Here is a 22,762-nt window from a genome sequence, read left to right as displayed (position 1 = left end):
ATCGCGGGGCAAGCCCGCTCCTACAGCCGCGATGGATTCACACCCTGAACTGATTGATCAAGCGCCGCTGCTGCTCGGCCAGCTTGGTCAGTTCGGCGCTGGCGCTGCTGGACTCATCGGCCCCGCCTGCCACTTCATTGGCCACCTGGCCGATATTGATCACATTGCGGTTGATGTCATCGGCCACCGCGCTCTGCTCTTCGGCAGCGCTGGCGATCTGGGTGTTCATGTCGTTGATCACCGAGACCGCCCGGGTGATGCTTTCCAGCGCCTGGGCGGCGCGAGCGGCCTGCTGCACGCTGTCGTCGGTCTTGCCCTGGCTGTCTTCCATGACCCGCACCACATCGCGGGTGCCTTGCTGCAGTTGCTGGATCATCTGCTGGATTTCTTCAGTGGCCTGCTGGGTCTTCTGCGCCAGGTTGCGCACCTCGTCGGCCACCACGGCAAAGCCGCGGCCCTGCTCGCCGGCACGCGCCGCTTCGATGGCCGCGTTGAGTGCCAGCAGGTTGGTCTGCTCGGCAATGGCGCGGATGGCGATCAGGATCGCGTTGATGTTCTCGCTGTCGCGGGCCAGGGTCTGCACCACGCCCACCGCCCGGCCGATCTCCTCGGCCAGGGCGCTGATCGAGTCAGAGGTGTTGCGCACGATCTGCAGGCCCTGGTGGGCGGCCTGGTCGGCGTTGCTGGCGGCCTGGGCGGCATGGGTGGCGTTGCGCGCCACGTCCTGGGCGGTGGCGGTCATCTCGTGCACTGCGGTGGCCACCAGTTCGATCTCGGCCATTTGCTTGTGCACGCCCTGGTTGGTGCGGATGGCGATGTCGGCGGTGTGCTCCGACGAGTCGCTGACCTTCTGCACCGAGGCCACCACCTGGCTGATCATCGCCTGCAGCTTGCCCAGGAAGGTGTTGAAGCCCTTGGCGATCGAGCCCAGCTCGTCGGCGCGGTCGCTGCTCAGGCGGCGGGTCAGGTCGCCTTCGCCCTGGGCGATGTCGTCGAGCATGGCCACCATCTGCCGCAGTGGGCGGGCGATGCCGTGGGCCAGCAGCCAGATCACCAGCAGGCCGACGGCGGCGATGCCCAGGCCCATCAGGGTCATGCCGGTGATATCGGTGCGGCGCTGGGCGCTGAGTTCATCCTGGAGTTTGTTGACGTCGGCCATCACCGCGCTGACTGGCAGTTCCAGCAGCAGGGTCCAGCGTGCGTCGGTGTTGGCGATCTTGAACGGCAGGTACAGCTCGATGCGGCCGGCTTGTTGATTGACCTTGTAGTGCAGGGTTTCGCCGGCAAGCTGGCTCAGGGTGGTGGCGACGCTGGCGTCGAGGGCATCGCTGGCCTTTTCGCCGAACTTGCCCGGGTCCTTGGTGAAGGCCACCAGGCGACCGTTGCCGGACACCAGTGCCAACTCGCCTGCACCGTCATAGAGCTGGCGGTCGGCGGCGTTGAGCAGTTCCTGAATGAAGTTCACCGACAGGTCGGCACCGGCGATGCCCTGGAACTGGCCGTCGATCATGATCGGTTCGACGAAGGAGGCGAGCATCACCACCTTGTCGCCTACCTTATAGGGGGCCGGGTCGATGACGCAGGCCTTCTTCGACTCCTGCGGGCACAGGTAGTACTCGCTGGCGCGTACGCCAGTGGCGAGGATGGTCTGGTCGTTGACGTCGGCCAGCTTGTCCTGGCCCAGGCTGCCGTCATCGTTGCGGAACCACCAGGGCAGGAAGCGGCCGGTGGCACTGTCGATACCGGTGATGGCGCTGCCGACATAACGGCTGTCATCGTGGTCCAGGGCGCCCGCTTCCCAGCCCAGGTAGGTGCCGAGGATCAGCGGGTTGGTCACGGCGGTCTGCTTGAGCAGGGCGATCAGTTGCTCACGCTCGATCTTGAGCTGTGGATTGCCGTTGGCGTCCTTCATGCCGAGCATGGCGTTGCTGGTGGCCAGGCTGCGGGCGATCAGCAGTGGCGCTTCCAGGCCGCGCTGGATTTCGCTGACCTGGGTGCGGGCCAGGGCGGTCAGGCGCTGTTCGATCACCGCTTCGAACTGCTGTTGGGTGCGGGCCTGCACCAGGTCCTGGGTGCGCTGGCCGGAATACACCGCATAGAGCACCAGGGCGGCGACTATGCTTAATACGATGGCACCGGCCAGGGCGGCAACGGAAAACTGGATCGACCTGAACTTCATGAAGGGCTCCAAGCGCAAAAAAACGTCTGCTACGGCTTATCGGCTTGTGCAGGTCAAAGCATGAGTGCCGTCTGGAGAAATCTTCGTCCGGGATATGGCGGGCGCAATCGAGTCGGCCTAGGATACGCGGCATGTTCGAAGGGAGTGTTTTCATGCGTAAGTCATTTGTTGTCGGTGCCCTGGGTGCCAGCATCCTGCTAGCCGGTTGCCAGGCGGTGAACACCACCAGCGGCGGTGCCGTCGGTGTCGAGCGTACGCAATACATGTTCAGCATGCTGTCGACCGAAGAGGTCAACCAGATGTATGCGCAGTCCTACCAGCAGACGGTGGGCGAAGCCACGAGCAAGGGTGTGCTCGACAAGACCAGCGCCGAAGCCAAGCGTGTCCAGCTTATCGCCGACCGCCTGATTGCCCAGGCGCCGAAGTTCCGCCCGGATGCGGCGCAGTGGAACTGGGAGGTCAACCTGATCAAGAGCGACGAGCTCAACGCCAACTGCGGCCCTGGCGGCAAGATCTTTTTCTACACCGGGCTGATCGACAAGCTCAAGCTGACCGATGACGAGATCGCCGCGGTCATGGGCCATGAAATCGCCCACGCCCTGCGCGAGCATGGCCGTGAAGCGATGTCCAAGGCCTACGGTGTGCAGATGGCGCGCACGGGGGCCGGTGCCTTGCTGGGCCTGGGCTCGGACAGCCTGGCGATTGCCGATGCCGTGGTGCAGTACAGCATGACCTTGCCCAACAGCCGCGCCAACGAGAACGAAGCCGACCTGATCGGCCTGGAACTGGCGGCCCGGGCGGGCTACAACCCGAATGCGGCGATCACCCTGTGGGACAAGATGAGCCAGGCCTCGGGTGGCTCGCAGCCTGAATTCATGAGTACGCACCCGGCCTCGGATAGTCGCCAGGCGTCGTTGCGGGCAGCGATTCCGAAAGTGATGCCGTTGTACGAGCAGGCCAAGAAGTAAACAGCCCATCGCGGAGCAAGCCCGCTCCTACCGGTGTAGGAGCGGGCTTGCCCCGCGATTGCATTCAGCCTATCCAGCCACTGACCTCCATCGCCGAATACACCGCTACGCCCGCCAGTACGAAGAAGGCGGCCGAGGCCAGGCGACGGATCAGGGTCAACGGCAGCTTCTCGGCGGCGAAATTGCCCGCCAACACCACCGGCACGTTGGCAATCAACATGCCCAGGGTGGTACCGATGATGACCATGATCAGGTGCGGATACTGGGCCGCCAGCATCACCGTGGCCACCTGGGTCTTGTCACCGATTTCAGCGATGAAGAACGCGATCAGGGTCGTCAGGAACGGGCCGTAGCGGCGCGCCGCGCTGGTTTCGTCATCGTCCATCTTGTCCGGGATCAGCGTCCACAGGGCCGTGGCGGCAAAGCTGGCGGCGAGGATCCAGTGCAGGGTGGCGGCGGAGAAGAAGGTGCTGACCCAGGCGCCAACCGCACCGGCAGCCGCATGGTTGGCCAGGGTCGCGGCGATGATGCCGGCGATGATCGGCCAGGGCTTGCGAAAACGGGCAGCGAGGATGAGCGCGAGCAGTTGGGTCTTGTCACCGATTTCGGCGAGGGCCACGATCGCGGTCGGGACGAGCAATGATTCCAGCATCAGGATTCCTACGGGGGCGGGTCGACACGGCTATGACACGTACAGCCTTCCCGCCCCGGGTAAGGTGTGCGTGTCATAGGTCTTGTCAAACCCTGGGTCCGTCTGTGCGGACCGTGGGTCGCACGCGCCATGGTCTGTGGACCAAGTATGTTGACGCGTACCGGGCGAGCGGGGTGCTCGCGGGAGACTACTCCCCTAGGACGGAGCGGATTCTGCCTAGGCAAATCCGTTTCGGCAAGCGCTGATTTTATCCGTGTGTTGCCTGGTAGATCCGGAAACCTTGCCCTTCGGCGCGGATCCGGCAGTTGCCCAGGGCGTTTTCGATCAGCGGTTGGTAGCGCAGGAAGCTGTTGGCGACCAAGCGCATTTCGCCGCCTTTTTTCAGATGTTCGGCTGATTTTTTCAGCAGGTTTTCCGAAGCCTGGTAGTTGGTGTGGACCCCGGTATGGAACGGTGGATTGCTCAGGATCACCTCCAGGCCACGGGGCGCGGCATCGATGCCGTCACCGCAGATCACCTCGCCTTCCAGACCGTTGGCGGCCAGGGTCAGGCGACTGCTGGCCACGGCAAAGGCATCGACATCCAGCAGGGTGACCCGGCTTTGTGGGTAGCGGCGCTTGAGGGTAGCCCCGAGCACGCCGGCGCCACAGCCGAAATCGAGCACATGGCCGACCGGCAACTGGTCCAGGTGCTCGAGCAGCAGGGCGGTGCCACGGTCCAGGCGGCCATGGCTGAACACCCCCGGCAGGCTGACGATCTGCAGCGCGCCGTCGGCCAGCGGCAGCTCGAAGCGCTCGGCCAGGCTTTCCAGCGGCGTGGCTTGCGGTGCGTGCTCCACCGTCACCTGCCAGAGCTGGCAGTGGCGGGCGCTATCGAGTTTGCGCGGCTTGCCGAAGGCATGCAGCTGTTTCGCCGCGCCTTCGATACCGCCACGTTTTTCGCCGACCAGGTACAGCTCACGCCCGGCCAGGCGCGAGGCCAGGGCATTGAGCAGGTAAGCGGCCAGGTCGCGGGACTTGGGCAGGAACAGCACGGCGCCGTCGAAGGCGTGGGCGGGGGCCTCTACGCCGAAATGGCTGCGGCCGGCAAAGCGTGCATCGAGGGCCGCCTGGTCACCGGCATGCCAGCACCAGCCCTGGGCTGCGGGCAGCTTGCCGAGCAGGTCGTCGGCAGGCAGGCCGGCGAGCAGTAGCGAGCCCTGGAAAAGTTCGGCCTGACGAAGCAACACTTCACTGCGCGGGTCCATGGACGCGGGCTCCTGAAAAAAGTGGCGGAGTTTACCAGAGCCGGGCGCGGCTTAGCCGACCTGTCGACGTGGGTTGCCGGCAAAAAAGGCCTCGGCGTTCTCGCTCAGTTGCTCGACGATGCGCTGGCGCGACTCCACCGCACCCCAGGCACTGTGCGGGGTGACGATCAGGCGCGGGATGTCGCCGGCCAGCAGCGGATTGCCGTCGACCGGCGGCTCGACGCTCAGCACATCGGTGGCCGCACCGCCCAGGTGACCGGCACGCAGGGCATCGGCCAGCGCCTGCTCGTCGATCAGGCCGCCACGAGCGGTGTTGACGACGAAGGCGCCGGGCTTGAGCAAGGCCAGTTCGCGGGCGCCAATCAGGTTGCGGGTGTGTTCGTTGAGTGGGCAGTGCAGGGTCAGGGCGTCGACCTGGGGCAGCAACTCGTCCAGGGTCAGGCGGTCTTCGCGCGCGGGGCGTCCCGGCAACTGGCCGAGCAACACCTGCATGCCGAAGGCTTCGGCCAGGCGCGCCACGGCGCCGCCCAGCTCGCCATGGCCGAGCAGGCCCAGGGTCTTGCCTTCCAGTTCAACGATGGGGAAATCCAGCAGGCAGAACTGCTTGGTGCGACCCCATTGTCCCGCCGCCACGGCCTGCTGGTAGTCCGGCAGGCGGGTGGCCAGGGCCAGCAGCAATGCCAGGGTGTGCTGGGCGACCGACGGCGTGCCGTAGCCCTGGCAGTTGCTGACGACCACGCCCTGGGCCCGGGCGGCCTGCAGGTCGACGTTGTTGGTGCCGGTGGCAGCCACCAGGATCAGCTTCAGGGTTGGGCAGGCGGCCAGGGTGTCGGCGTCGATCATCACCTTGTTGCTGATGGCCACGGTCGCCCCCTGCAAGCGTTCGGCAACCTGTTCGGGGCTGCTGGCCGGGTACAGTTGCAGCTCGTCGAAGCAGCCGCGCAGGCGATCCAGGCTCAGGTCGCCCAGGTCCAGGGAATGATGATCGAGGAAGACGGCGCGGCGAGGGGCGGACATGGGCGGCTCCAGTGAGTGACAGGGGGACTCAGGTCGAATAGGTGAAGCAGTCGTACCGGGTCTGCTTGAGGTTGGTCTCGAAGGCGAGCAGGTTTTTCTGCTGCTCGCGCAGGTTGTCGATCTCGACCTGCAGCTGGGCCTTCCTGGCGCTGATGGCCTGGTGGATACGGGTCACGGCGGGCTCGGCCTGGTCATCATCATTGATCATCGTCTGCATCTGCTTGAGGCTGAACCCCAGTTTCTGCCCACACTTGATCAAGCTCAACAGCGCCACGCTCTGCTCGTCATAGACACGGTAGCTACCCTGGCGCCTGGGCGCGGGCAGCAGGCCGATCTTCTCGTAGTGGCGTATGCATTTGATGGTGGCGCCGGACAGCTTCGCGGCCTTGCCGATGTACATTGTAAAGTCCCTTTACCTGGCAGTTGCCAGCTTGTGCGCACGCCGCAACCATTTGTCGCGTTGCGTAGCGCTCGAGCTGATGATGGGACCGAACGTTAACGTCTTTTGCGGCCTGATTCCACAGAAGCTCAGGGTTGTGCGGCGCATCTGCTCCAGTGCCGGCATGCGCTGGACCCAGCGGTAGTACCAAGGTGGCGTATCCATGCACACCAGCAAGTCGGCGCTGCGGCCCTTGAGCAGTCGCTGGGGAAAGATCGAATCGCTGTGGTACTTGAAGGCGAAGCCGGGCAATAGGACACGGTCGAGAAAACCTTTGAGCAGCGCCGGTATGCCACCCCACCAGATCGGGAAGACGAACACCAGGTGTTCGGCCCAGTCGATCAGCGCCTGGGCATGCAGCAGGTCGGGTTCCAGCGGCTGCCGGTGCTGGTAACCGCTGCGCAGCACCGGGTCGAACTGCAGGGCGCCGATTTCCAGGACCTGGACGTCGTGGCCGACGGTGCGGGCGCCGCCAACGTAGGCAGCGGCCAGCGCTGCGCAGAAACTCCGGTTCGAAGGGTGGCCGAGTAGCACCAGGATACGTTTGCTCATCAAAGACTGATCTGCCGTGCAAAGCGCACAGGCTAGCGGCTGCCCCTTGGGGGAGAGTCAAGCATGCCTTCTTGTAGGAGCGGGCTTGTCCCGCGATGCAATGTGACCGACACGCAAGCTCGCTCCTACAGGTTGTTACGAGGTGTGTCGTGGGCGTAATGTACAGCCTTCTGTTTTCACCCACTGCCGCAAGGAGCTCCCATGTACTGGGCTGAATTTCTCACCGTCGCCCTGATTCACCTGCTGGCCGTGGCCAGCCCCGGTCCCGATTTCGCCGTGGTCGTGCGCGAGAGCGTGACCCATGGCCGGCGTGCTGGCACCTGGACCGCCTTCGGCGTGGGCACGGCGATCTTCCTGCATGTGGGCTACTCGCTGTTGGGCATCGGCCTGATCGTGTCGCAGTCGATCATGCTGTTCAACGCCCTGAAATGGCTGGCCGCCGCCTACCTGCTGTACATCGGCTACAAGGCCTTGCGTGCGCGCCCTGCAGCGCCGGGCAGTGAAAACGTGGCGGATTCGACCGTCGAGCGCACCCCGCGCGCCGCATTCGTTGCCGGTTTCATGACCAATGGCCTGAACCCCAAAGCCACCTTGTTCTTCCTGTCGCTGTTCACCGTGGTGATCAATCCGCATACGCCGCTGGCGATCCAGGCCGGTTATGGCATCTACCTGGCCCTGGCCACCGGCCTGTGGTTCTGCCTGGTGGCCATGCTGTTCAGCCAGCAGCGTGTGCGCGCCGCGTTCGCCCGCATGGGCCACTGGTTCGACCGGACCATGGGCGCGGTGCTGATCGCCCTGGGCGTGAAGATCGCCTTCACCGAAATGCATTAATGGCAATTGGCCGCTAATCCCTCGCCCGGTCAAATCATTCCTTTGGCTGATTTGATCGGCGTTGCGGCGTTCTAGAGTGGGAAAAGTCTTGCCCAGCCTGTGCACTCTAGAAAAGGGACTCTTATGTTGCAGACTCGTGTCATTCCTCCCGCCGAGGGCGCCTATCAGTTTCCGCTGTTGATCAAGCGCTTGTTGCTGTCTGGCAGTCGCTACGAGAAAACCCGCGAGATCGTCTACCGCGACCAGTTGCGCTACAGCTACCTGACCCTCAACGAACGCATCGCCCGGCTGGCCAACGTCCTGACCGAGGCCGGGGTCAAGGCCGGTGACACCGTGGCGGTCATGGACTGGGACAGCCACCGTTATCTGGAATGCATGTTTGCCATCCCGATGATCGGCGCGGTGGTGCACACCATCAACGTGCGCCTGTCTCCGGAGCAGATCCTCTACACCATGAACCACGCCGAAGACCGCTTCGTGCTGGTCAACAGCGATTTCGTCGGCCTCTACCAGGGGCTCGCCGGGCAACTGACCACGGTAGAGAAAACCCTGCTGCTGACCGACGGCGAAACCAAGACTGCCGACCTGCCGAACCTGGTCGGCGAGTACGAGCAACTGCTGGCGGCGGCCAGCCCGGTGTACGACTTCCCCGACTTCGACGAGAACTCGGTGGCCACCACCTTCTACACCACCGGCACCACCGGTAACCCCAAGGGCGTGTACTTCACCCACCGGCAACTGGTGCTGCACACCCTGGCGGCGGCGTCGGTGACCGGCAGTATCGACAGCGTGCGCCTGCTGGGCAGCGACGATGTGTACATGCCCATTACCCCGATGTTCCACGTCCATGCCTGGGGTATTCCCTACGTGGCCACCATGCTCGGGATCAAGCAGGTCTACCCCGGGCGTTACGAGCCGGAAATGCTCTGCCATCTGTGGCGCAACGAGAAGGTCACCTTCTCGCACTGTGTGCCGACCATCCTGCAGATGCTGCTCAATGCCAAGGGCGCGCAGCAACAGGACTTCGGCGGCTGGAAGATCATCATCGGCGGCAGCGCGCTGAACCGCGCCCTGTACGAGGCCGCCAAGGCCCACGGCATCCAGCTCACCGCCGCCTACGGCATGTCCGAGACCTGCCCGCTGGTGTCCTGCGCGCATCTGAACGACGAACTGCTGGCCGGCAGCGAGGACGAGTGCATCACCTACCGGATCAAGGCCGGAGTGCCCGTGCCGCTGGTGGAGGCGGCCATCGTCGACGGCGACGGCAACTTCCTCCCCGCCGACGGCGAGACCCAGGGCGAGCTGGTGCTACGCGCGCCCTGGCTGACCATGGGCTACTTCCGCGAACCGCAGAAGGGCGCCGAACTCTGGCAGGGCGGCTGGCTGCACACCGGTGACGTCGCCACCCTCGACAGCATGGGGGTGATCGACATCCGCGACCGCATCAAGGACGTGATCAAGACCGGTGGCGAGTGGATCTCCTCACTGGAACTCGAAGACCTGATCAGCCGTCATCCGGCGATACGCGAAGTGGCCGTGGTCGGGGTCGCCGATCCGCAATGGGGCGAGCGTCCCTTCGCCCTGCTGGTGGTGCACGAGGGCCACAGCATCGACGCCCGCTTGCTCAAGGAACACCTCAAGCCGTTCGTGGAACTGGGGCACATCAACAAGTGGGCGATCCCCAGCCAGATCGCCCTTGTTACTGAAATTCCCAAGACCAGTGTCGGCAAGCTCGACAAGAAGCGCATCCGCGTGGATATCAGCCAGTGGCAGGCCAGTAACAGTACCTTCCTCTCGACCCTGTGATCAGGTGCGGGTCGCGCCATGCGAGGCGCGACCCGCACGCCAGACGCCTGCAAGCCTTGTCAAATGACAGAATTCAGCCATCCTTGCCCCTGCCAGCGCAGCTGGCCGGTCCCAAGGGCCGCGCCAGGGGGCGGGGATGCAAATCACACTTTAGAGGGATCAAGCACCGGTACCTGCTGGCTATAGTCGGGCCAGGGGATTTTCAGGAACGGGGGACTGCACATGAATGTGCCTGGTCACTTGCTCGATCACCGGATGCACTGACACCGGTCGAACGAAGCGTTTCTGCAAAGGACTCACTGCCATAAAAATAAAGTACATGGAGTAGCGTCGATGACATCTGTAAATCCGTTCTGGCGCCGGGCGAAACTGCCACTGGCCGTCAGCCTCGCTTCTACGCTCGCCGGTCCTGCATTCGGCGTCAGCTTCAACATCGGTGAAATCGAAGGCTCGTTCGACTCGTCCCTGTCCGTGGGCGCCAGCTGGTCGACGGCCAAGCCGAACGAGAACCTGATCGGCGTCAACAACGGCGGCAAGGGCCTGTCCCAGACCTCCGACGACGGCCACCTGAACTTCAAGCGCGGTGAGACCTTCTCGAAAATCTTCAAGGGCATCCATGACCTGGAGCTCAAGTACGGCGATACCGGCGTGTTCGTGCGCGGCAAGTACTGGTACGACTTCGAGCTCAAGGATGAAAGCCGTCCGTTCAAGGACATCAGCGACTCCGGCCGCAAAGAGGGCGCCAAGTCCGCGGGCGGCCAGATCCTCGACGCCTTCGTCTACCACAACTATTCCATCGCCGATGAGCCGGGCTCGGTGCGCCTGGGCAAACAGGTGGTGAGCTGGGGTGAAAGTACCTTCATCGGTGGCGGTATCAACTCGATCAACCCGATCGACGTGGCCGCGTTCCGCCGCCCCGGTGCCGAGATCAAGGAAGGCCTGATCCCGGTCAACATGTTCTACATATCCCAGAGCCTGACCGACAACCTGTCGGCCGAAGCCTTCTACCAGATCGAATGGGACCAGACCGTCGTCGACAACTGCGGCACCTTCTTCTCGCAGCCAGACGTCATCGCCGACGGCTGTACCGATAACCTGCGCCTGCTCAACAGCAGCCGCAGCCTGCCGCCGGCTGCACTGGGCTTCCTCGCCAGCCAGGGTGTCGACATCAACCAGGAAGGCGTGCTGGTCGACCGCGGTCCCGATCGCGATGCACGTGACAGCGGCCAGTTCGGCGTCGCCATGCGCTATATGTTCGAGCCGCTGGATACCGAGTTCGGCGCCTATTTCATGAACTACCACAGCCGTGCACCGATCTTCAGTGCCACGGGTGCGGCACCATCGGTCTATGCCGGGCTGGGTCGCCTGCCAGCCAGCCTGCAGGCACTGGCGCCGCTGATCGTCGCCGGCAACTCGCAGTACTTTGTCGAGTACCCCGAAGACATTCGCCTGTATGGCCTGAGCTTCTCCACCACCCTGCCTACCGGTACCGCGTGGAGCGGTGAAATCAGCTATCGGCCGAATGCGCCGGTTCAGCTCAACACCACCGATATCCTCTACTCCGGCGTTACGCCAATCCCGGGCTTCGGTAACGCATCGCTGCTCAAGGGCGTGCCGGGCCAGGACCAGCACGGCTACACCCGCAAGGAAATCACCCAGTTCCAGACCACCCTCACGCACTTCTTCGACCAGGTCATGGGCGCAAGCCGTCTGACCGTGGTGGGTGAAGTCGGCGTGACCCACGTCGGCGGCCTGGAGAGCGCGCATGAGCTGCGCTACGGTCGCGATCCGGTCTACGGCCCAGGCCCACTGCCGGCTACCGGCCCGCTGAACACCTGTGAGTTCCTCAACAGCCGGACCATCGCCGGTGCCGGTAACAATGCCTCGTCGGCCAACCTCAGCCGCAAGTGCGAAAACGACGGTTTCACCACCAGCACTTCCTGGGGCTACCGTGCCCGGGCAATCTGGGACTACAACGACGTCTTCGCCGGGGTCAACCTCAAGCCGAACGTGGCCTGGTCCCATGACGTCTCCGGTTACTCCCCGGGCCCTGGTGGCAACTTCGAGGAAGGGCGCAAGGCCATCAGCCTGGGCCTGGATGCCGAGTACCAGAACACCTACACCACCAGCCTGTCGTACACCAACTTCTTCGACGGCAAGTACACCACCGTGGATGACCGCGATTTCATCGCCCTCAGCTTCGGCGTGAACTTCTAAGAATTCGGATTCAGGACGAGCATGAACATGAAAATGACCAAGAATCTGCTGCAAGCCGGTGTACTGGGCCTGTCGCTGCTGGCGACCAGCGTCATGGCGGCGGTGTCCGCCGACGAGGCAGCCAAACTCGGCACCACGCTGACCCCGATGGGTGCGGAAAAAGCCGGTAACGCCGATGGTTCGATCAGCGCCTGGAAGCCACTGTCCAAGACTGCCGGCGCAGTCGACGCCAAGGGCTTCCTCGCCGATCCGTACGCTGGCGAGAAGCCGCTGTACACCATCACTGCGCAGAACGTCGACCAGTACAAGGACAAGCTGTCCCCGGGCCAGGTGGCGATGTTCAAGCGCTACCCGGACACCTTCAAGATCCCGGTGTACCCGACCCATCGCGGTGCCACCGTACCGGATGAAGTGTTCGCCGCCATCAAGCAGAACGCCACCAGCACCAAGCTGGTCGAGGGCGGCAACGGTCTGGTGAACTTCAATACGGCCGTTCCCTTCCCGATTCCCCAGAGCGGTCTCGAGGTGATCTGGAACCACATCACCCGCTACCGTGGCGGCAGCGTGACCCGTCTGGTCACCCAGGCCACGCCACAGCAAAACGGCTCCTACAGCCTGGTGTACTTCCAGGACCAGTTCGTCTTCCGCGACCGGATCAAGGGTTACGATCCGGCCAACCCGGGCAACGTACTGTTCTACTTCAAGCAGAAGGTGACGGCACCAGCGCGCCTGGCCGGTACCGTGCTGCTGGTCCACGAGACCCTCGACCAGGTCAAGGAGCCGCGCAAGGCGTGGGTCTACAACGCCGGTCAGCGTCGCGTGCGCCAGGCACCACAGGTGTCCTACGACGGTCCGGGTACCGCGGCTGACGGCCTGCGTACCTCCGACAACCTGGACATGTTCAACGGTGCGCCGGACCGTTACGACTGGAAGCTGGAAGGCAAGAAGGAGCTGTACATCGCCTCCAACAGCTACAAGCTCGATGACCCCAAGCTCAAGTACGCCGATATCATCAAGGCCGGCCACATCAACCAGGACCTGAGCCGTTACGAGCTGCGCCGCGTCTGGCATGTGGTGGCGACCCTCAAGCCAGGCCAGCGCCATATCTACGCCAAGCGTGACTTCTACATCGACGAAGACACCTGGCAGGCCGCAGTGATCGACCAGTACGACGGTCGTGGTCAACTGTGGCGCGTTTCCGAGGCCCACTCCCAGGACTACTACAACGTCCAGGTGCCGTGGTACACCCTGGAAGCCATTTACGACCTGCAGTCGGGTCGCTATCTGGCACTGGGCATGAAGAACGAGGAAAAGCGGGCCTACGACTTCGGTTTCACGGCCAGCATCAGCGACTTCCAGCCCGCAGCGCTTCGCCAGGAAGGTGTGCGCTAAGCTTCAAAACCTCCGTGTGATCTCCCAGAACGCCCCGGCTTGCCGGGGCGTTTCTGTTTTTGTCTCCCCCGCCTGTCAGGTGTTGTTGCTTTTTGTTGTAGTCTTTTTTCGGCAAAGTGCGGCAATCATCTTCAAATACGGGTTTTTAACCGCTAGTCTGGCCTGATCCGAATTGCCGAAGATTCCCTAACTAGAACGAGCCGGCGAATGACTGATCTGTCCCGTACGCAAGGATTCGCCAACCAGGCCATGAGTGTCCTGGAGGGTCGCTTCTATCGTCCGCCGTTGCCGGAAGGGCACGTGCCGCGGGCGCGTTTGTGCAAGCGCTTGCAATCGGGGCTGGGCGGGCGGCTATTGCTGGTCAATGCACCGGCCGGTTTCGGTAAAAGTTCGCTGGCCGTGGAGTTCTGCCAGGGCCTTCCCAATCACTGGAGCAGCCTGTGGCTGGGCCTGAGCCGGCGCGACAGTGACCCGGGGCGCTTTCTCGAACGCCTGCTCGAAGGCCTGCAGCAGTACTGCCCGGCACTGGGCAACCAGGCCCTGGGCCTGCTGAAGATGCGCCAGCGCCACCAGCCGTTCGCCTTCGAAGAATGGCTCGATGGCCTGCTCGATGAACTGGCCCGTCATCTACAGCCCCACAATCCCTTGCTGCTGGTGCTGGATGACTACCACCTGGCCCAGGGCCCGGTGCTCGACCGCTGCCTGCAGTTCTTCCTCAACCACCTGCCGGCGGGGCTGGTGCTGCTGGTCACCAGCCGCCAGCGCCCGGACTGGCACCTGGCGCGCCTGCGCCTGTCGCGGCAATTGCTCGAACTCAACGAGCAGGACCTGCGCCTGACCCCTGACGAATCGCTGGCGGTGCTCGGCCAGCAGCCCACGGTCCTGCGTGGCCAGGCGCTGGACAACCTGATCCAGCGCAGCGACGGCTGGGTGGCCGGCCTGCGCTTCTGGCAACTGGCGGCCAGCGAGGCGGGCGCCGACAGCACCTTGCCCCAGGCACTGCATGGCGGCGAAGGGCTGATTCGCGACTATCTGCTCGAAGAAGTCATCGACATCCTGCCGGGCGAGGTCCAGGGCTTTCTCAACGACACCGCCTGCCAGGAGCGCTTCTGCGCCGAGCTGTGCGACGCCCTGCGCGAGAGCCACGACAGCGCCGAGATCATCCGCTACCTGCAGGCCCACCAGGTGTTCCTGGTGCCGCTGGACGAGCACGGCCGCTGGTACCGTTATCACCACCTGTTCTCCGACCTGCTGCGCAGTCGCCAGACCAGCCTGCCGCTGTCGAGCCTGCACCTGCGCGCCTGTCGCTGGTTTCATGGCCAGGGGCTGCTCGACGAGGCGGTGGAGCAGGCCCTGCGGGCGGGGCACCTGGATGTCGCCGCCAACCTGGTGCAGAACCTGTCGGAAGAGCAACTGCTGGCCGAGCAGAACGTCGGCATGCTGTTGCGCTGGAAAATGGACCTGCCCGACAGCTTGCTGATCAGCACGCCGCGGTTGATCGTGCTGTACAGCTGGGCCCTGGGCCTGGCCGGGCAGCTCGATGCCGCCGAAGAGCTGGCCAGTCACCTGAGCCGTTTCTTGCCGGCGCCCTCGGCAACCGCACAGAAGTCCATGCTCGCCCAGTGGCTGGCCCTGAGCGGGGTCATTGCCCGTGGTCGTGGCGACCGCGAACGGACCCTGGCCTATTGCGCAGAAGCGCTGCACAGCCTGCCGTTCAAACGCTATGGGCAACGCCTGGTGTGCCTGTCGACGCTGTCCAACCTGGCCATCGCCGATGCCGACTTCTGGCGCGCCCGCGGCTGGAACCGCGAGGCCCTGGAGCTGGCCCAGCGGGTCGGTAACCCGTTGTTCGAAGCCCTTGCCCATTACGACCGGGCCCGGGTGCTGCATGCCCGTGGCGAGGTGCTGCGCGCCCTGGATGAAGTGCGCCAGGGCCTGCAGCGCTTGCAGGGGCTGTCGGCGCAGCGCCTGTATGCGGCGCGGGCGCGCCTGACCCTGTACGAGGGCTACCTGCTGGCTGCGCGCCTGCAGCCTGAGGCCGGGCGCAGCCGCCTGCGTGCCGGCCTGGTCGAGGCCCGGGCCTGTCGTGATATCAGCGTGCTGATCGGTCACTGCGTGATCGCCACGCTGGACGGTCGCGAGGGGCGCTTTGCCGAGGCCTTTGCCGAACTGGCCGAGGCCGAGCGGCTGATGCACATCTGGGATGTGCCGCCGATTTTCTATCTGGCGATGATTACCCTGGTCAAATGCGAACTCTGGCTGGCCCAGGGCCGCACCGACCTGGCCGAATCCTGGCTGTTGCGCCTGGGGCAGACCTACGGTGGCGAGCAGGCGGCCGCCGCGCCGGAATTCCACCCGTTGCTGCCATTGCATATCGAGCTGCAGCAGGCGCTGCTGGAGCAGACCCAGGGGCGCGGGGAACAGGCCGGGCGACGCTTGCAGGCACTGGTCGAGCGTGGCCAGGCCAGCGGCGGGCACCTGCTGAGCACCACGGCATTGTGCCAGTGGATCTGCCTGCTGCTGGCCAGTAATGCCGAAGTCCAGGCCCGCGACCTGCTCGTGCTGAGCCTTGAGGCCGCCGGGGGCGGCGCCTTGCAAGCTTTCCAGCGATTGCTCCGCGAGCATCCGCTGTGGTTGCGCGAGCAATTGCTGGCCCAACCGGCAAGCCCGGCTCAAACGAGCCTGCTGGCCCTGTTACCGGCCCTGGAGACCCAGGAGGCTGCCAGCACCAGCTGCGAAGCCTTGAGCACCCGGGAGCGGGCAGTGCTGGAGCTGATCGCCCAAGGCTGCTCCAACCAGGAAATCAGCGAGCGGCTGTTCATCTCCTTGCATACGGTCAAGACCCACGCCAGTCATATCAACAGCAAGCTGGGTGTCGAGCGTCGTACCCAGGCCGTCGCCCGGGCCAAGGCTTTGGGGCTGTTGTCCTGACGGCAACAGCCGCTATCTGCTGTACTCTCTAGAATGACGCTTCTGGAGAGATCCCATGTCCCTTACACGCCCCCTGTTGCTGCTGGCCTGCCTGTTGTCCACAGGCCTGGCCCTGGCGGCCAACGGGCCGTCGTTCTCCTGTGACAAGGCCGAGGGCATGGCGCTGAAGGTCTGCCAGAGTCCGCAGCTCAGTGAACTGGATCAAAAGCTCGCCGCCCTTTACCAGCGCGCGCTTGACCAGGCCGACAGCGATACCAAAAAGCAATTGAAAGCCACCCAGCGTGGCTGGATCAAGGGCCGCGACGAGTGCTGGAAGGCCAGCGATGCAGACGCCTGTGTGCTCGAGCAGTACCAGGTGCGCCTGGTCGAATTGCAGATCCGCTCAGGTGCGGTGCAGGTGCCGGCGGCGGTCGAGTTCGACTGTGACGATGGCAGCAAGCCCTTCACGGCAGTGTTCTACAACCAGCTCGATCCCCAGGCCGCGGTGCTGACCTATGGCGATGACCAGACCATCGTCATCGCCCAGCGTTCAGGCAGTGGCAGCAAGTATGGCCGCGAAGGCGTCGAGTTCTGGGAGCATCAAGGTGAGGCCAAGGTGAAGTGGTACGGACAGGAACTCACCTGCACCGCGGTGCGCTGAGCGCAGGCTGGCGGCGCTTTACTGGCGCCGGAGGATAGAAGAAGATGGCTTCTTGCCATTAATCTTCAATGGCTGCAACGACCACGCCGTCGGCGATCAGGTGTTGATGTCGACGGCAATCCCGCTCAAGCAAATGCTCCGCGCGGCCGATAGCGTGGCCAGGATTGGTGGCGACGCGTTCATCCTGGTCCCGGAAGTCGACCGCTGTGATGGCAGCGGTCCGTGCATCCTTTTTTTTATTTGCCATGTCAGGTTTGGTGGATGCAGGTCTACAGCCAGAAAAGCTTTTTGATCGTCGATGACTTTTCCGATTTTCGCAGTTCGGCCCGCTCCATGCTCCGCGAACTGGGCGTGCGGGATGTCGACACTGCCGACAGTGGCGAGCAGGCCCTGCGCATGTGCTCGCAGAAACGCTACGACTTCATCCTCCAGGACTTTCACCTGGGCGACGGCAAGAAGAACGGCCAGCAGGTGCTCGAAGACCTGATCCTCGACAAACTGATCAGCCATGAGTGCGTATTCATCATGGTCACCGCCGAAAGCAGCCAGGCGATCGTGCTCAGTGCCCTGGAACATGAGCCGGACGCCTACCTGACCAAGCCGTTCAACCGCATCGGCCTGGCCCAGCGCCTGGAAAAGCTGGTGCAGCGCAAGACCCTGCTCAAGCCGATCCTCCAGGCCCTGGACCGTGGCCGCCCGGCCGAGGTGTTGGCCGCCTGCGCCGAGCTGTGCAAGCGAGACCCGCGTTTTGCCCCACTGTGCCTGCGCTACCGTGCCGACGCCTTGCGCGACCTGAACCGTCATGACGAGCTGGGTAAATTCCTCACCGCCATCATCGCCAGTCGGGCGACGCCCTGGGCCTATGCCGCCCTGGGCGGCCTGTTGTTCAAGCGCAATCAGTTTGCCCAGGCCCAGGGCGTGTACGAGCAGGCGCTCAAGGCGTTCCCGATGATGCCCGGCCTGTATGACGGGCTGGCCGAGGTGTTGATGGCCCTGGGGGAGAACAAGCGTGCCCAGGGTGTGCTCGAAGAAGCCGTGCGTCTGTCGCCGCTGGCGGTGCGCCGGCAGATGATGCTGGGCAAGCTGGCCCTGAGCAACAATGACTTCGAGACGTCCTCCAAGGCCTACCGGCATGCCGTCAACCAGGGCCAGAGCTCGCGCTACAAGAGCCCGGAGAGCAACCTGGGACTGGTCCAGGCATTGATGAGCAAGAATGCCGGCAATGGCCTGGATGCACGCACCCGGGTCGAGATCAACACGGTGCTCAGTGAAGTGGCCAAGGAGAACGCCGAAGACCAGGGCTTGCAGGTGCGTGCCCGGTTGATGAAAGCCGCCAGCCTGCAGCAGGCCGGCGACCCTGATACCGCCGCCAAGCTGACCGAGCAGGCCATGGCCCGGCTGGACAAGATGGAGCAATTCTTCTCCGTGGAAGCGGCGCTGGTGGTGGCGACCCAGTTGCAGCAACTGGGCCAGGAAACGGCCAGTACCGCGATCCTCAAAGGTTGCGTGGAAACCTACGGCGACGACCCCAAGGTGATGCAAAGCGTCTCGCGCCTGACCGACGACCCAACGGTGCTCAATGCCGTGACCGAAGCGGTCGATCTCAACCGCCAGGGCGTGCGCAATTACCAGGGCAATCAACTCGGCGAGGCACTGGCACTGTTCCGTCGTGCCCTGAAACTGCAACCGAAGAACATCAGTATCGCCCTCAACACAGCCCAGGCGCTGCTGCGCATCGGCGGTGAAACGCCACCTCTGGCGATCATGGAAGAATGCCGCGCCAGCCTGACCTGCGTGGCCGGTATTCCGGAAAGCGACAGCCGTTACGAGCGCTATCGCAAACTGCATCAACGGGCATTTGGCGCATGAACCAGGACAATCAGGGGCTGGATTTTTCCACGGTGATCGCCTCCACCGTGCATGACATGAAGAATTCCCTGGCGGCCCTGACCCAGGCACACAGCCAGTGGCTGGCGCGCCTGCCCGAAGGCCAGCGCAGTGGTAGCGAGCAGGGGGTGATCGAGCACGAATTCACCCACCTCAACGGCATGCTGGTGCAGCTGTTGGGGCTGTACAAGCTGGGCGTCAACCAGTTGCCCATGTGCCCGGACTACCATGAACTGGACGACTTCATCGAGGCCCAGCTGGCCGCGCAGCAGAACCTGCTGCAGCACCGCGACATCCTCGCCAGCTGGCGTATCGAGACGGCCAGCCCCCTGGGCTTTTTCGATCGCGAACTGGTCGGCTCGGTGGTCGCCAACATCCTCAACAATGCCATTCGCTATGCCGGCCACACCCTGCTGATCAGCGTCAGCGACGAAGACGAGCAACTGGTCCTGACCATCAACGACGACGGCCCGGGTTTTCCCCTGCGCATGCTGGAGCGCCAGCAAGCGTATGTGCAGGGCATCGACGGGCAGAGCGGCAGCACGGGCCTGGGGTTGTACTTCGCCGCGCGCATTGCTGCGCTGCATGAGCGCGACGGGATCAAGGGGCGGATCGAGATTGCCAATGGCGGGGTGCTGGGCGGCGGGGTGTTCAGGCTTTACCTGCCTTGATTGATGGTTGGGGCTGGTCAGCGGCGTCAATTGAGGTTATGAAGTGGCATCGATCCGTTTATCTCACTTCCTTCCCGGTACACCCATGCAAGCCGCTCAGCCCAAGCTCATTCGAGAAACCTTCCCCGTAGGCCCCCTGCAGTGCAATTGCACCATCATCGGCGACCCGATCAGCAAGAAGGCCATTGTCGTCGACCCGGGCGGCAATCATGAGCAGATCATCGCCCGCCTGGAGGCCCATGGCCTGAAGCTGGTGAGCATCATCCATACCCACGCGCATCTGGACCACTTCCTCGCCTCCGGGCAGTTGAAGGAGAAGACCGGCGCCACCCTGCACCTGCACAAGGACGACCAGTTCCTCTGGGACAACCTGGAGATGCAGTGCCAGATGTTCGGCGTGCCCTACACCCCGGTGCCGTCGCCGGATCGCTGGCTGGCCGACGACGAGGAACTGGCCTGTGGCTGTGGCGTGGCCCTGCATACTCCGGGACACACGCCGGGGTCGATGAGTTTCTGGTTCGCCGATGCCAAGTTGCTGATCGCAGGCGACACGCTGTTCCGCCGTGGTATTGGTCGCACCGATCTGTGGGGAGGCGACCAGGCGACCATCGTTCGTTCGATCAAGCAGCGTCTGTACAGCCTGGATGAAGAAGCCACGGTGGTCACCGGCCATGGTCCGGATACCCGCCTGGGTGACGAAATGCGCCAGAACCCGTTCGTCCGGGCCTGAGCGTCCAGGGAATTTTTTTGTCGTTTTACTGTCTAAGGCTCGCGTCGGTCCGCAGCGCGGTCCGCAATTCGAATTTCTGTAGGAGCTTGTCCATGTTCACCATGCGTCGTTTGATTATCGTCGCTACCGCTGCCGCCCTGATGACCGGCTGCGCCGCTCCCGGCCAATACGACAACCAGGGTCAGGCACAACAAGGCTCCACCGGGATGAGCAAGACCGCCAAGTACGGCGGCCTGGGCGCACTGGCTGGTGCCATCGCCGGTGCTGCCATCGACCATGACAACCGTGGCAAGGGTGCGCTGATCGGCGCCGCTGCCGTGGGTGCCGCAGCTGCTGGCTACGGCTACTATGCCGACAAGCAGGAAGCCGCCCTGCGTGCCAGCATGGCCAACACCGGTGTCGAAGTTCAGCGTGAAGGCGACCAGATCAAGCTGATCATGCCGGGTAACATTACCTTCGCTACCGATTCGGCGAACATCGCTCCAAGTTTCTACTCGCCGCTGAACAACCTGGCGAACTCCTTCAAGCAGTTCAACCAGAACACCATTGAAGTGGTCGGCTACACCGACAGCACCGGCAGCCGCCAGCACAACATGGACCTGTCCCAGCGCCGCGCCCAGTCGGTGGTCTCCTACCTGACCTCCCAGGGCGTCGATGCCAGCCGCGTAAGTGCTCGCGGCCTGGGCCCGGACCAGCCGATCGCCAGCAACGCCGACGCCAATGGCCGTGCGCAGAACCGTCGTGTCGAGGTCAACCTCAAGCCGATTCCTGGCCAGCAGTACCAGTAAGGTTCAAGGGATGTGAAAAAGGGGAGCGCAAGCTCCCTTTTTTATTGATGCCCGATTGCGATCTGTAGGAGCGGGCTTGCCCCGCGATACGATACACCTGACGGTACGCAATCGCGGGGCAAGCCCGCTCCTACATGCAGTCGATCGCTGCCTGGCGCAGGGGCGCGATGATTCGGACTCAGTGCTTGGTGGTGATCTTCAGCACGTCGGTAAAGACCATATCGACGGTCTGACCCACCTTGAGATTTTTCATCCGCGCCTGCAGCTCCGGATCTTCGACCTTCACCACCTTTTTCGGGCCTTCAGGCGGCAGCAGGGTGACTTCGTGCTTCTTCAGGTCGATGTCGGTGATCTTCGAGGTGACCTTGACCTGGCGGAAGGCTTCGCCGCCCGGGTTGGGGTTGTCCTTGGTAGCGCGGATCACGCCGGCTTCCTTGCTGACACCCGGCTCAGCTCCCACTTCGGTATTGAGCACGGTCGCTACGGAGCGGTTGACCTTCACATTGACCAGATCGCCGACCTTGAGGTTGTGCAGGTCCTTGGCGTTTTCGCTCAGCTGGATAGGCACCTGGGTGTTATCGGGGCCCTCTACTGTTACCAGGCGCTTGTCCATGTCGATGGCCAGGACCTTGGTGTCCACGATACTTTCACTGGCGATACCGTCGATCAGAATATCGGCTGCCTGCACCGAGAAGCTGGCTGCAGACATGAGCGAAGCCAGCGCGATGGCGTGGGTCAGGTTACGCAAGGGTTTCATAGGCTTACATTCCGTGTGATGGCTATTGAGAAACATCGTGGGAATAGAGCATAGATGCTGAACGAGCGTTCGTGGGCGGCGGGGAGACTTTCTGTTGATCTGTCTCAGTCCCAGGGAGAAGAAAATCTCCCCCCTTGGTTGAGTTTCCGCGTCGATCAGGCGGTGGTGCTGCGTTGCAGACGTTCCAGCAGGTCGTCCTTGTCCTGCCAGAGCTGGTTGATCCACTGCTGGAAGGCCAGGCGATAGGCTTGGTCCTGGTCGTAGTTCTTGCCCAGGAATTCGGCCGGAATCTGCACCTCTTCAAGCTGCACCACGACGTGCTTCACCCGTCCGCACAACAGGTCCCAGAAACCCGGCGCGCCGGCCGGGTAGTGCAGGGTGACGTTGACGATCGACTGCAATTGCTCGCCCATGGCGTCCAGCACGAAGGCGATGCCGCCGGCCTTGGGCTTGAGCAGGTGCTTGTAGGGCGATTGCTGCTGACGGTGCTTTTCCCGGGTGAAGCGCGTGCCTTCGGCAAAGTTGAAGATGGCGGTGGGCTTTCCGCTGAACTTTGCACAGGTGCGGCGGGTGGTTTCCAGGTCCTTGCCGGCCTTTTCCGGGTGCTTGGCCAGGTATGCCTTGGAGTAGCGCTTCATGAACGGGAAGCCCAGGGCCCACCAGGCCAGGCCGATAACCGGCACCCAGATCAGCACTTGCTTGAGGAAGAATTTCAGCGGCCGGATCCGCCGGTTGAGCACGTACTGCAGCACCAGGATATCCACCCAGCTCTGGTGGTTGCTGGTGATCAGGTAGCTGTGCTGGTAGTCCAGCCCGGCCAGGCCCTGGACCTGCCAGCGGGCCTTGCCCAGCCGGTTGATCCAGGCGTTGTTGTTGCTGATCCAGGCTTCGTGGATGTGGCGCATCAACGCGTCGGTGACCCGCTGCGCCGCCGCGAACGGCAGGCACAGCTTGAACAGGCTGACGATGAACAACGGGGTACAGCAGACGATGGTGTTGAGCCCCAGCAACAACGAGGCAATCACCCCGCGCACCGGCGCGGGTAGCAATCCGAGCATG

The 22,762-nt window shown here is 63.6% G+C and carries 20 protein-coding genes, 1 pseudogene and 1 riboswitch; of the genes and pseudogenes, 12 read left to right on the top strand and 9 right to left on the bottom strand.

What is annotated here, in order from left to right:
• Nucleotides 1-37 precede the first annotated feature (37 nt).
• Both M2D63_RS06775 and M2D63_RS06770 read right to left on the bottom strand, forming a co-directional pair.
• Entirely contained in the window at nucleotides 38-781 is a 744-nt protein-coding gene (locus M2D63_RS06775; RefSeq protein ID WP_405309321.1) for a methyl-accepting chemotaxis protein, read from the bottom strand.
• Nucleotides 782-892: 111 nt separating this feature from the next.
• Nucleotides 893-1,087 (bottom strand): annotated as a pseudogene (locus tag M2D63_RS06770) (HAMP domain-containing protein); the annotation flags it as partial.
• Between the two features lie 1,244 nt (nucleotides 1,088-2,331).
• Here M2D63_RS06770 and M2D63_RS06765 point away from each other — a divergent pair.
• Nucleotides 2,332-3,147, top strand: coding sequence for a M48 family metallopeptidase (locus tag M2D63_RS06765; protein WP_285862059.1), 816 nt, complete (start codon nucleotides 2,332-2,334; stop codon nucleotides 3,145-3,147).
• Nucleotides 3,148-3,211: 64 nt separating this feature from the next.
• Here M2D63_RS06765 and M2D63_RS06760 read toward each other — a convergent pair whose 3' ends face one another.
• The 5 genes from M2D63_RS06760 to M2D63_RS06740 form a co-directional block, all read right to left on the bottom strand.
• Nucleotides 3,212-3,799: a TMEM165/GDT1 family protein gene (locus M2D63_RS06760; RefSeq protein WP_285862058.1), complete on the bottom strand. Its 588-nt coding sequence runs from the start codon at nucleotides 3,797-3,799 to the stop codon at nucleotides 3,212-3,214.
• An 88-nt stretch (nucleotides 3,800-3,887) separates the two neighbouring features.
• Nucleotides 3,888-4,007, bottom strand: a riboswitch (yybP-ykoY riboswitch).
• Nucleotides 4,008-4,046: 39 nt separating this feature from the next.
• Nucleotides 4,047-5,045, bottom strand: coding sequence for a class I SAM-dependent methyltransferase (locus M2D63_RS06755; protein ID WP_285862057.1), 999 nt, complete (start codon nucleotides 5,043-5,045; stop codon nucleotides 4,047-4,049).
• 51 nt (nucleotides 5,046-5,096) lie between these two features.
• Complete coding sequence (locus M2D63_RS06750; protein ID WP_285862056.1) at nucleotides 5,097-6,062, bottom strand: 2-hydroxyacid dehydrogenase; 966 nt, start codon at nucleotides 6,060-6,062, stop codon at nucleotides 5,097-5,099.
• Between the two features lie 28 nt (nucleotides 6,063-6,090).
• Entirely contained in the window at nucleotides 6,091-6,462 is a 372-nt protein-coding gene (locus M2D63_RS06745) for a MerR family transcriptional regulator (protein ID WP_285862055.1), read from the bottom strand.
• A 12-nt stretch (nucleotides 6,463-6,474) separates the two neighbouring features.
• A complete protein-coding gene (locus tag M2D63_RS06740; protein WP_285862054.1) occupies nucleotides 6,475-7,053 on the bottom strand; it encodes an NAD(P)H-dependent oxidoreductase in 579 nt (192 codons plus the stop codon).
• Between the two features lie 201 nt (nucleotides 7,054-7,254).
• Here M2D63_RS06740 and M2D63_RS06735 point away from each other — a divergent pair, with 201 nt between their 5' ends.
• The 11 genes from M2D63_RS06735 to M2D63_RS06685 all read left to right on the top strand — a co-directional run bounded on the left by M2D63_RS06735 (nucleotide 7,255) and on the right by M2D63_RS06685 (nucleotide 20,946).
• Nucleotides 7,255-7,884 (top strand): LysE family translocator, encoded by a 630-nt coding sequence (locus M2D63_RS06735; RefSeq protein WP_285862053.1) that lies wholly within the window; start codon nucleotides 7,255-7,257, stop codon nucleotides 7,882-7,884.
• A gap of 123 nt (nucleotides 7,885-8,007) precedes the next feature.
• A complete protein-coding gene (locus M2D63_RS06730) occupies nucleotides 8,008-9,690 on the top strand; it encodes a fatty acid--CoA ligase (protein WP_285862052.1) in 1,683 nt (560 codons plus the stop codon).
• A gap of 333 nt (nucleotides 9,691-10,023) precedes the next feature.
• Nucleotides 10,024-11,907, top strand: coding sequence for a DUF1302 domain-containing protein (locus M2D63_RS06725; protein ID WP_285862051.1), 1,884 nt, complete (start codon nucleotides 10,024-10,026; stop codon nucleotides 11,905-11,907).
• A gap of 27 nt (nucleotides 11,908-11,934) precedes the next feature.
• Entirely contained in the window at nucleotides 11,935-13,299 is a 1,365-nt protein-coding gene (locus tag M2D63_RS06720) for a DUF1329 domain-containing protein (RefSeq protein ID WP_285862050.1), read from the top strand.
• Between the two features lie 207 nt (nucleotides 13,300-13,506).
• Nucleotides 13,507-16,230, top strand: a complete 2,724-nt coding sequence (locus M2D63_RS06715) for a LuxR C-terminal-related transcriptional regulator (protein WP_285862049.1) — start codon at nucleotides 13,507-13,509, stop codon at nucleotides 16,228-16,230.
• A gap of 55 nt (nucleotides 16,231-16,285) precedes the next feature.
• Entirely contained in the window at nucleotides 16,286-16,870 is a 585-nt protein-coding gene (locus tag M2D63_RS06710) for an MliC family protein (RefSeq protein ID WP_285862048.1), read from the top strand.
• 106 nt (nucleotides 16,871-16,976) lie between these two features.
• Nucleotides 16,977-17,162, top strand: a complete 186-nt coding sequence (locus M2D63_RS06705) for a hypothetical protein (protein WP_353050861.1) — start codon at nucleotides 16,977-16,979, stop codon at nucleotides 17,160-17,162.
• Nucleotides 17,132-18,739 carry a tetratricopeptide repeat-containing response regulator gene (locus M2D63_RS06700; protein ID WP_285862047.1) on the top strand — a complete coding sequence of 536 codons (1,608 nt, stop codon included), beginning with the start codon at nucleotides 17,132-17,134 and terminating at the stop codon, nucleotides 18,737-18,739. The genes M2D63_RS06705 and M2D63_RS06700 overlap by 31 nt, the downstream gene beginning before the upstream one ends.
• A complete protein-coding gene (locus tag M2D63_RS06695; protein ID WP_285862046.1) occupies nucleotides 18,736-19,428 on the top strand; it encodes a sensor histidine kinase KdpD in 693 nt (230 codons plus the stop codon). Before M2D63_RS06700 ends, M2D63_RS06695 begins: the two co-directional genes overlap by 4 nt.
• A gap of 85 nt (nucleotides 19,429-19,513) precedes the next feature.
• Nucleotides 19,514-20,158 (top strand): MBL fold metallo-hydrolase, encoded by a 645-nt coding sequence (locus M2D63_RS06690; RefSeq protein ID WP_285862045.1) that lies wholly within the window; start codon nucleotides 19,514-19,516, stop codon nucleotides 20,156-20,158.
• Between the two features lie 92 nt (nucleotides 20,159-20,250).
• Nucleotides 20,251-20,946 carry an OmpA family protein gene (locus M2D63_RS06685; RefSeq protein ID WP_285862044.1) on the top strand — a complete coding sequence of 232 codons (696 nt, stop codon included), beginning with the start codon at nucleotides 20,251-20,253 and terminating at the stop codon, nucleotides 20,944-20,946.
• Nucleotides 20,947-21,124: 178 nt separating this feature from the next.
• Here the strand turns inward: M2D63_RS06685 and M2D63_RS06680 are convergent, their stop codons facing one another.
• Together M2D63_RS06680 and M2D63_RS06675 are read right to left on the bottom strand one after the other, a co-directional pair.
• The gene (locus M2D63_RS06680) at nucleotides 21,125-21,703 is read right to left on the bottom strand and encodes a hypothetical protein (RefSeq protein ID WP_285862043.1); all 579 of its coding nucleotides are present in this window, start codon (nucleotides 21,701-21,703) and stop codon (nucleotides 21,125-21,127) included.
• Between the two features lie 155 nt (nucleotides 21,704-21,858).
• Complete coding sequence (locus M2D63_RS06675; protein ID WP_285862042.1) at nucleotides 21,859-22,761, bottom strand: acyltransferase; 903 nt, start codon at nucleotides 22,759-22,761, stop codon at nucleotides 21,859-21,861.
• Nucleotide 22,762: the final 1 nt, after the last annotated feature.

The organism is Pseudomonas sp. BJa5, from assembly GCF_030272875.2.
Classification (GTDB): domain Bacteria; phylum Pseudomonadota; class Gammaproteobacteria; order Pseudomonadales; family Pseudomonadaceae; genus Aquipseudomonas.
This window is presented reverse-complemented; position numbering and strand designations above follow the sequence as displayed.

Bases quoted from the DNA above. Each gene is read 5' to 3' on its own strand.
- M2D63_RS06755 (WP_285862057.1), bottom strand. From the start codon at position 5,045: ATGGACCCGCGCAGTGAAGTGTTGCTTCGTCAGGCCGAACTTTTCCAG.
- M2D63_RS06725 (WP_285862051.1), top strand. From the start codon at position 10,024: ATGACATCTGTAAATCCGTTCTGGCGCCGGGCGAAACTGCCACTGGCC.
- M2D63_RS06765 (WP_285862059.1), top strand. From the start codon at position 2,332: ATGCGTAAGTCATTTGTTGTCGGTGCCCTGGGTGCCAGCATCCTGCTA.
- M2D63_RS06745 (WP_285862055.1), bottom strand. From the start codon at position 6,462: ATGTACATCGGCAAGGCCGCGAAGCTGTCCGGCGCCACCATCAAATGC.
- M2D63_RS06760 (WP_285862058.1), bottom strand. From the start codon at position 3,799: ATGCTGGAATCATTGCTCGTCCCGACCGCGATCGTGGCCCTCGCCGAA.
- M2D63_RS06710 (WP_285862048.1), top strand. From the start codon at position 16,286: ATGTCCCTTACACGCCCCCTGTTGCTGCTGGCCTGCCTGTTGTCCACA.
- M2D63_RS06750 (WP_285862056.1), bottom strand. From the start codon at position 6,062: ATGTCCGCCCCTCGCCGCGCCGTCTTCCTCGATCATCATTCCCTGGAC.
- M2D63_RS06715 (WP_285862049.1), top strand. From the start codon at position 13,507: ATGACTGATCTGTCCCGTACGCAAGGATTCGCCAACCAGGCCATGAGT.
- M2D63_RS06705 (WP_353050861.1), top strand. From the start codon at position 16,977: ATGTCGACGGCAATCCCGCTCAAGCAAATGCTCCGCGCGGCCGATAGC.
- M2D63_RS06735 (WP_285862053.1), top strand. From the start codon at position 7,255: ATGTACTGGGCTGAATTTCTCACCGTCGCCCTGATTCACCTGCTGGCC.
- M2D63_RS06690 (WP_285862045.1), top strand. From the start codon at position 19,514: ATGCAAGCCGCTCAGCCCAAGCTCATTCGAGAAACCTTCCCCGTAGGC.
- M2D63_RS06730 (WP_285862052.1), top strand. From the start codon at position 8,008: ATGTTGCAGACTCGTGTCATTCCTCCCGCCGAGGGCGCCTATCAGTTT.
- M2D63_RS06685 (WP_285862044.1), top strand. From the start codon at position 20,251: ATGTTCACCATGCGTCGTTTGATTATCGTCGCTACCGCTGCCGCCCTG.
- M2D63_RS06775 (WP_405309321.1), bottom strand. From the start codon at position 781: ATGGCCGAGATCGAACTGGTGGCCACCGCAGTGCACGAGATGACCGCC.
- M2D63_RS06700 (WP_285862047.1), top strand. From the start codon at position 17,132: ATGCAGGTCTACAGCCAGAAAAGCTTTTTGATCGTCGATGACTTTTCC.
- M2D63_RS06695 (WP_285862046.1), top strand. From the start codon at position 18,736: ATGAACCAGGACAATCAGGGGCTGGATTTTTCCACGGTGATCGCCTCC.
- M2D63_RS06720 (WP_285862050.1), top strand. From the start codon at position 11,935: ATGAAAATGACCAAGAATCTGCTGCAAGCCGGTGTACTGGGCCTGTCG.
- M2D63_RS06740 (WP_285862054.1), bottom strand. From the start codon at position 7,053: ATGAGCAAACGTATCCTGGTGCTACTCGGCCACCCTTCGAACCGGAGT.
- M2D63_RS06675 (WP_285862042.1), bottom strand. From the start codon at position 22,761: ATGCTCGGATTGCTACCCGCGCCGGTGCGCGGGGTGATTGCCTCGTTG.
- M2D63_RS06680 (WP_285862043.1), bottom strand. From the start codon at position 21,703: ATGAAACCCTTGCGTAACCTGACCCACGCCATCGCGCTGGCTTCGCTC.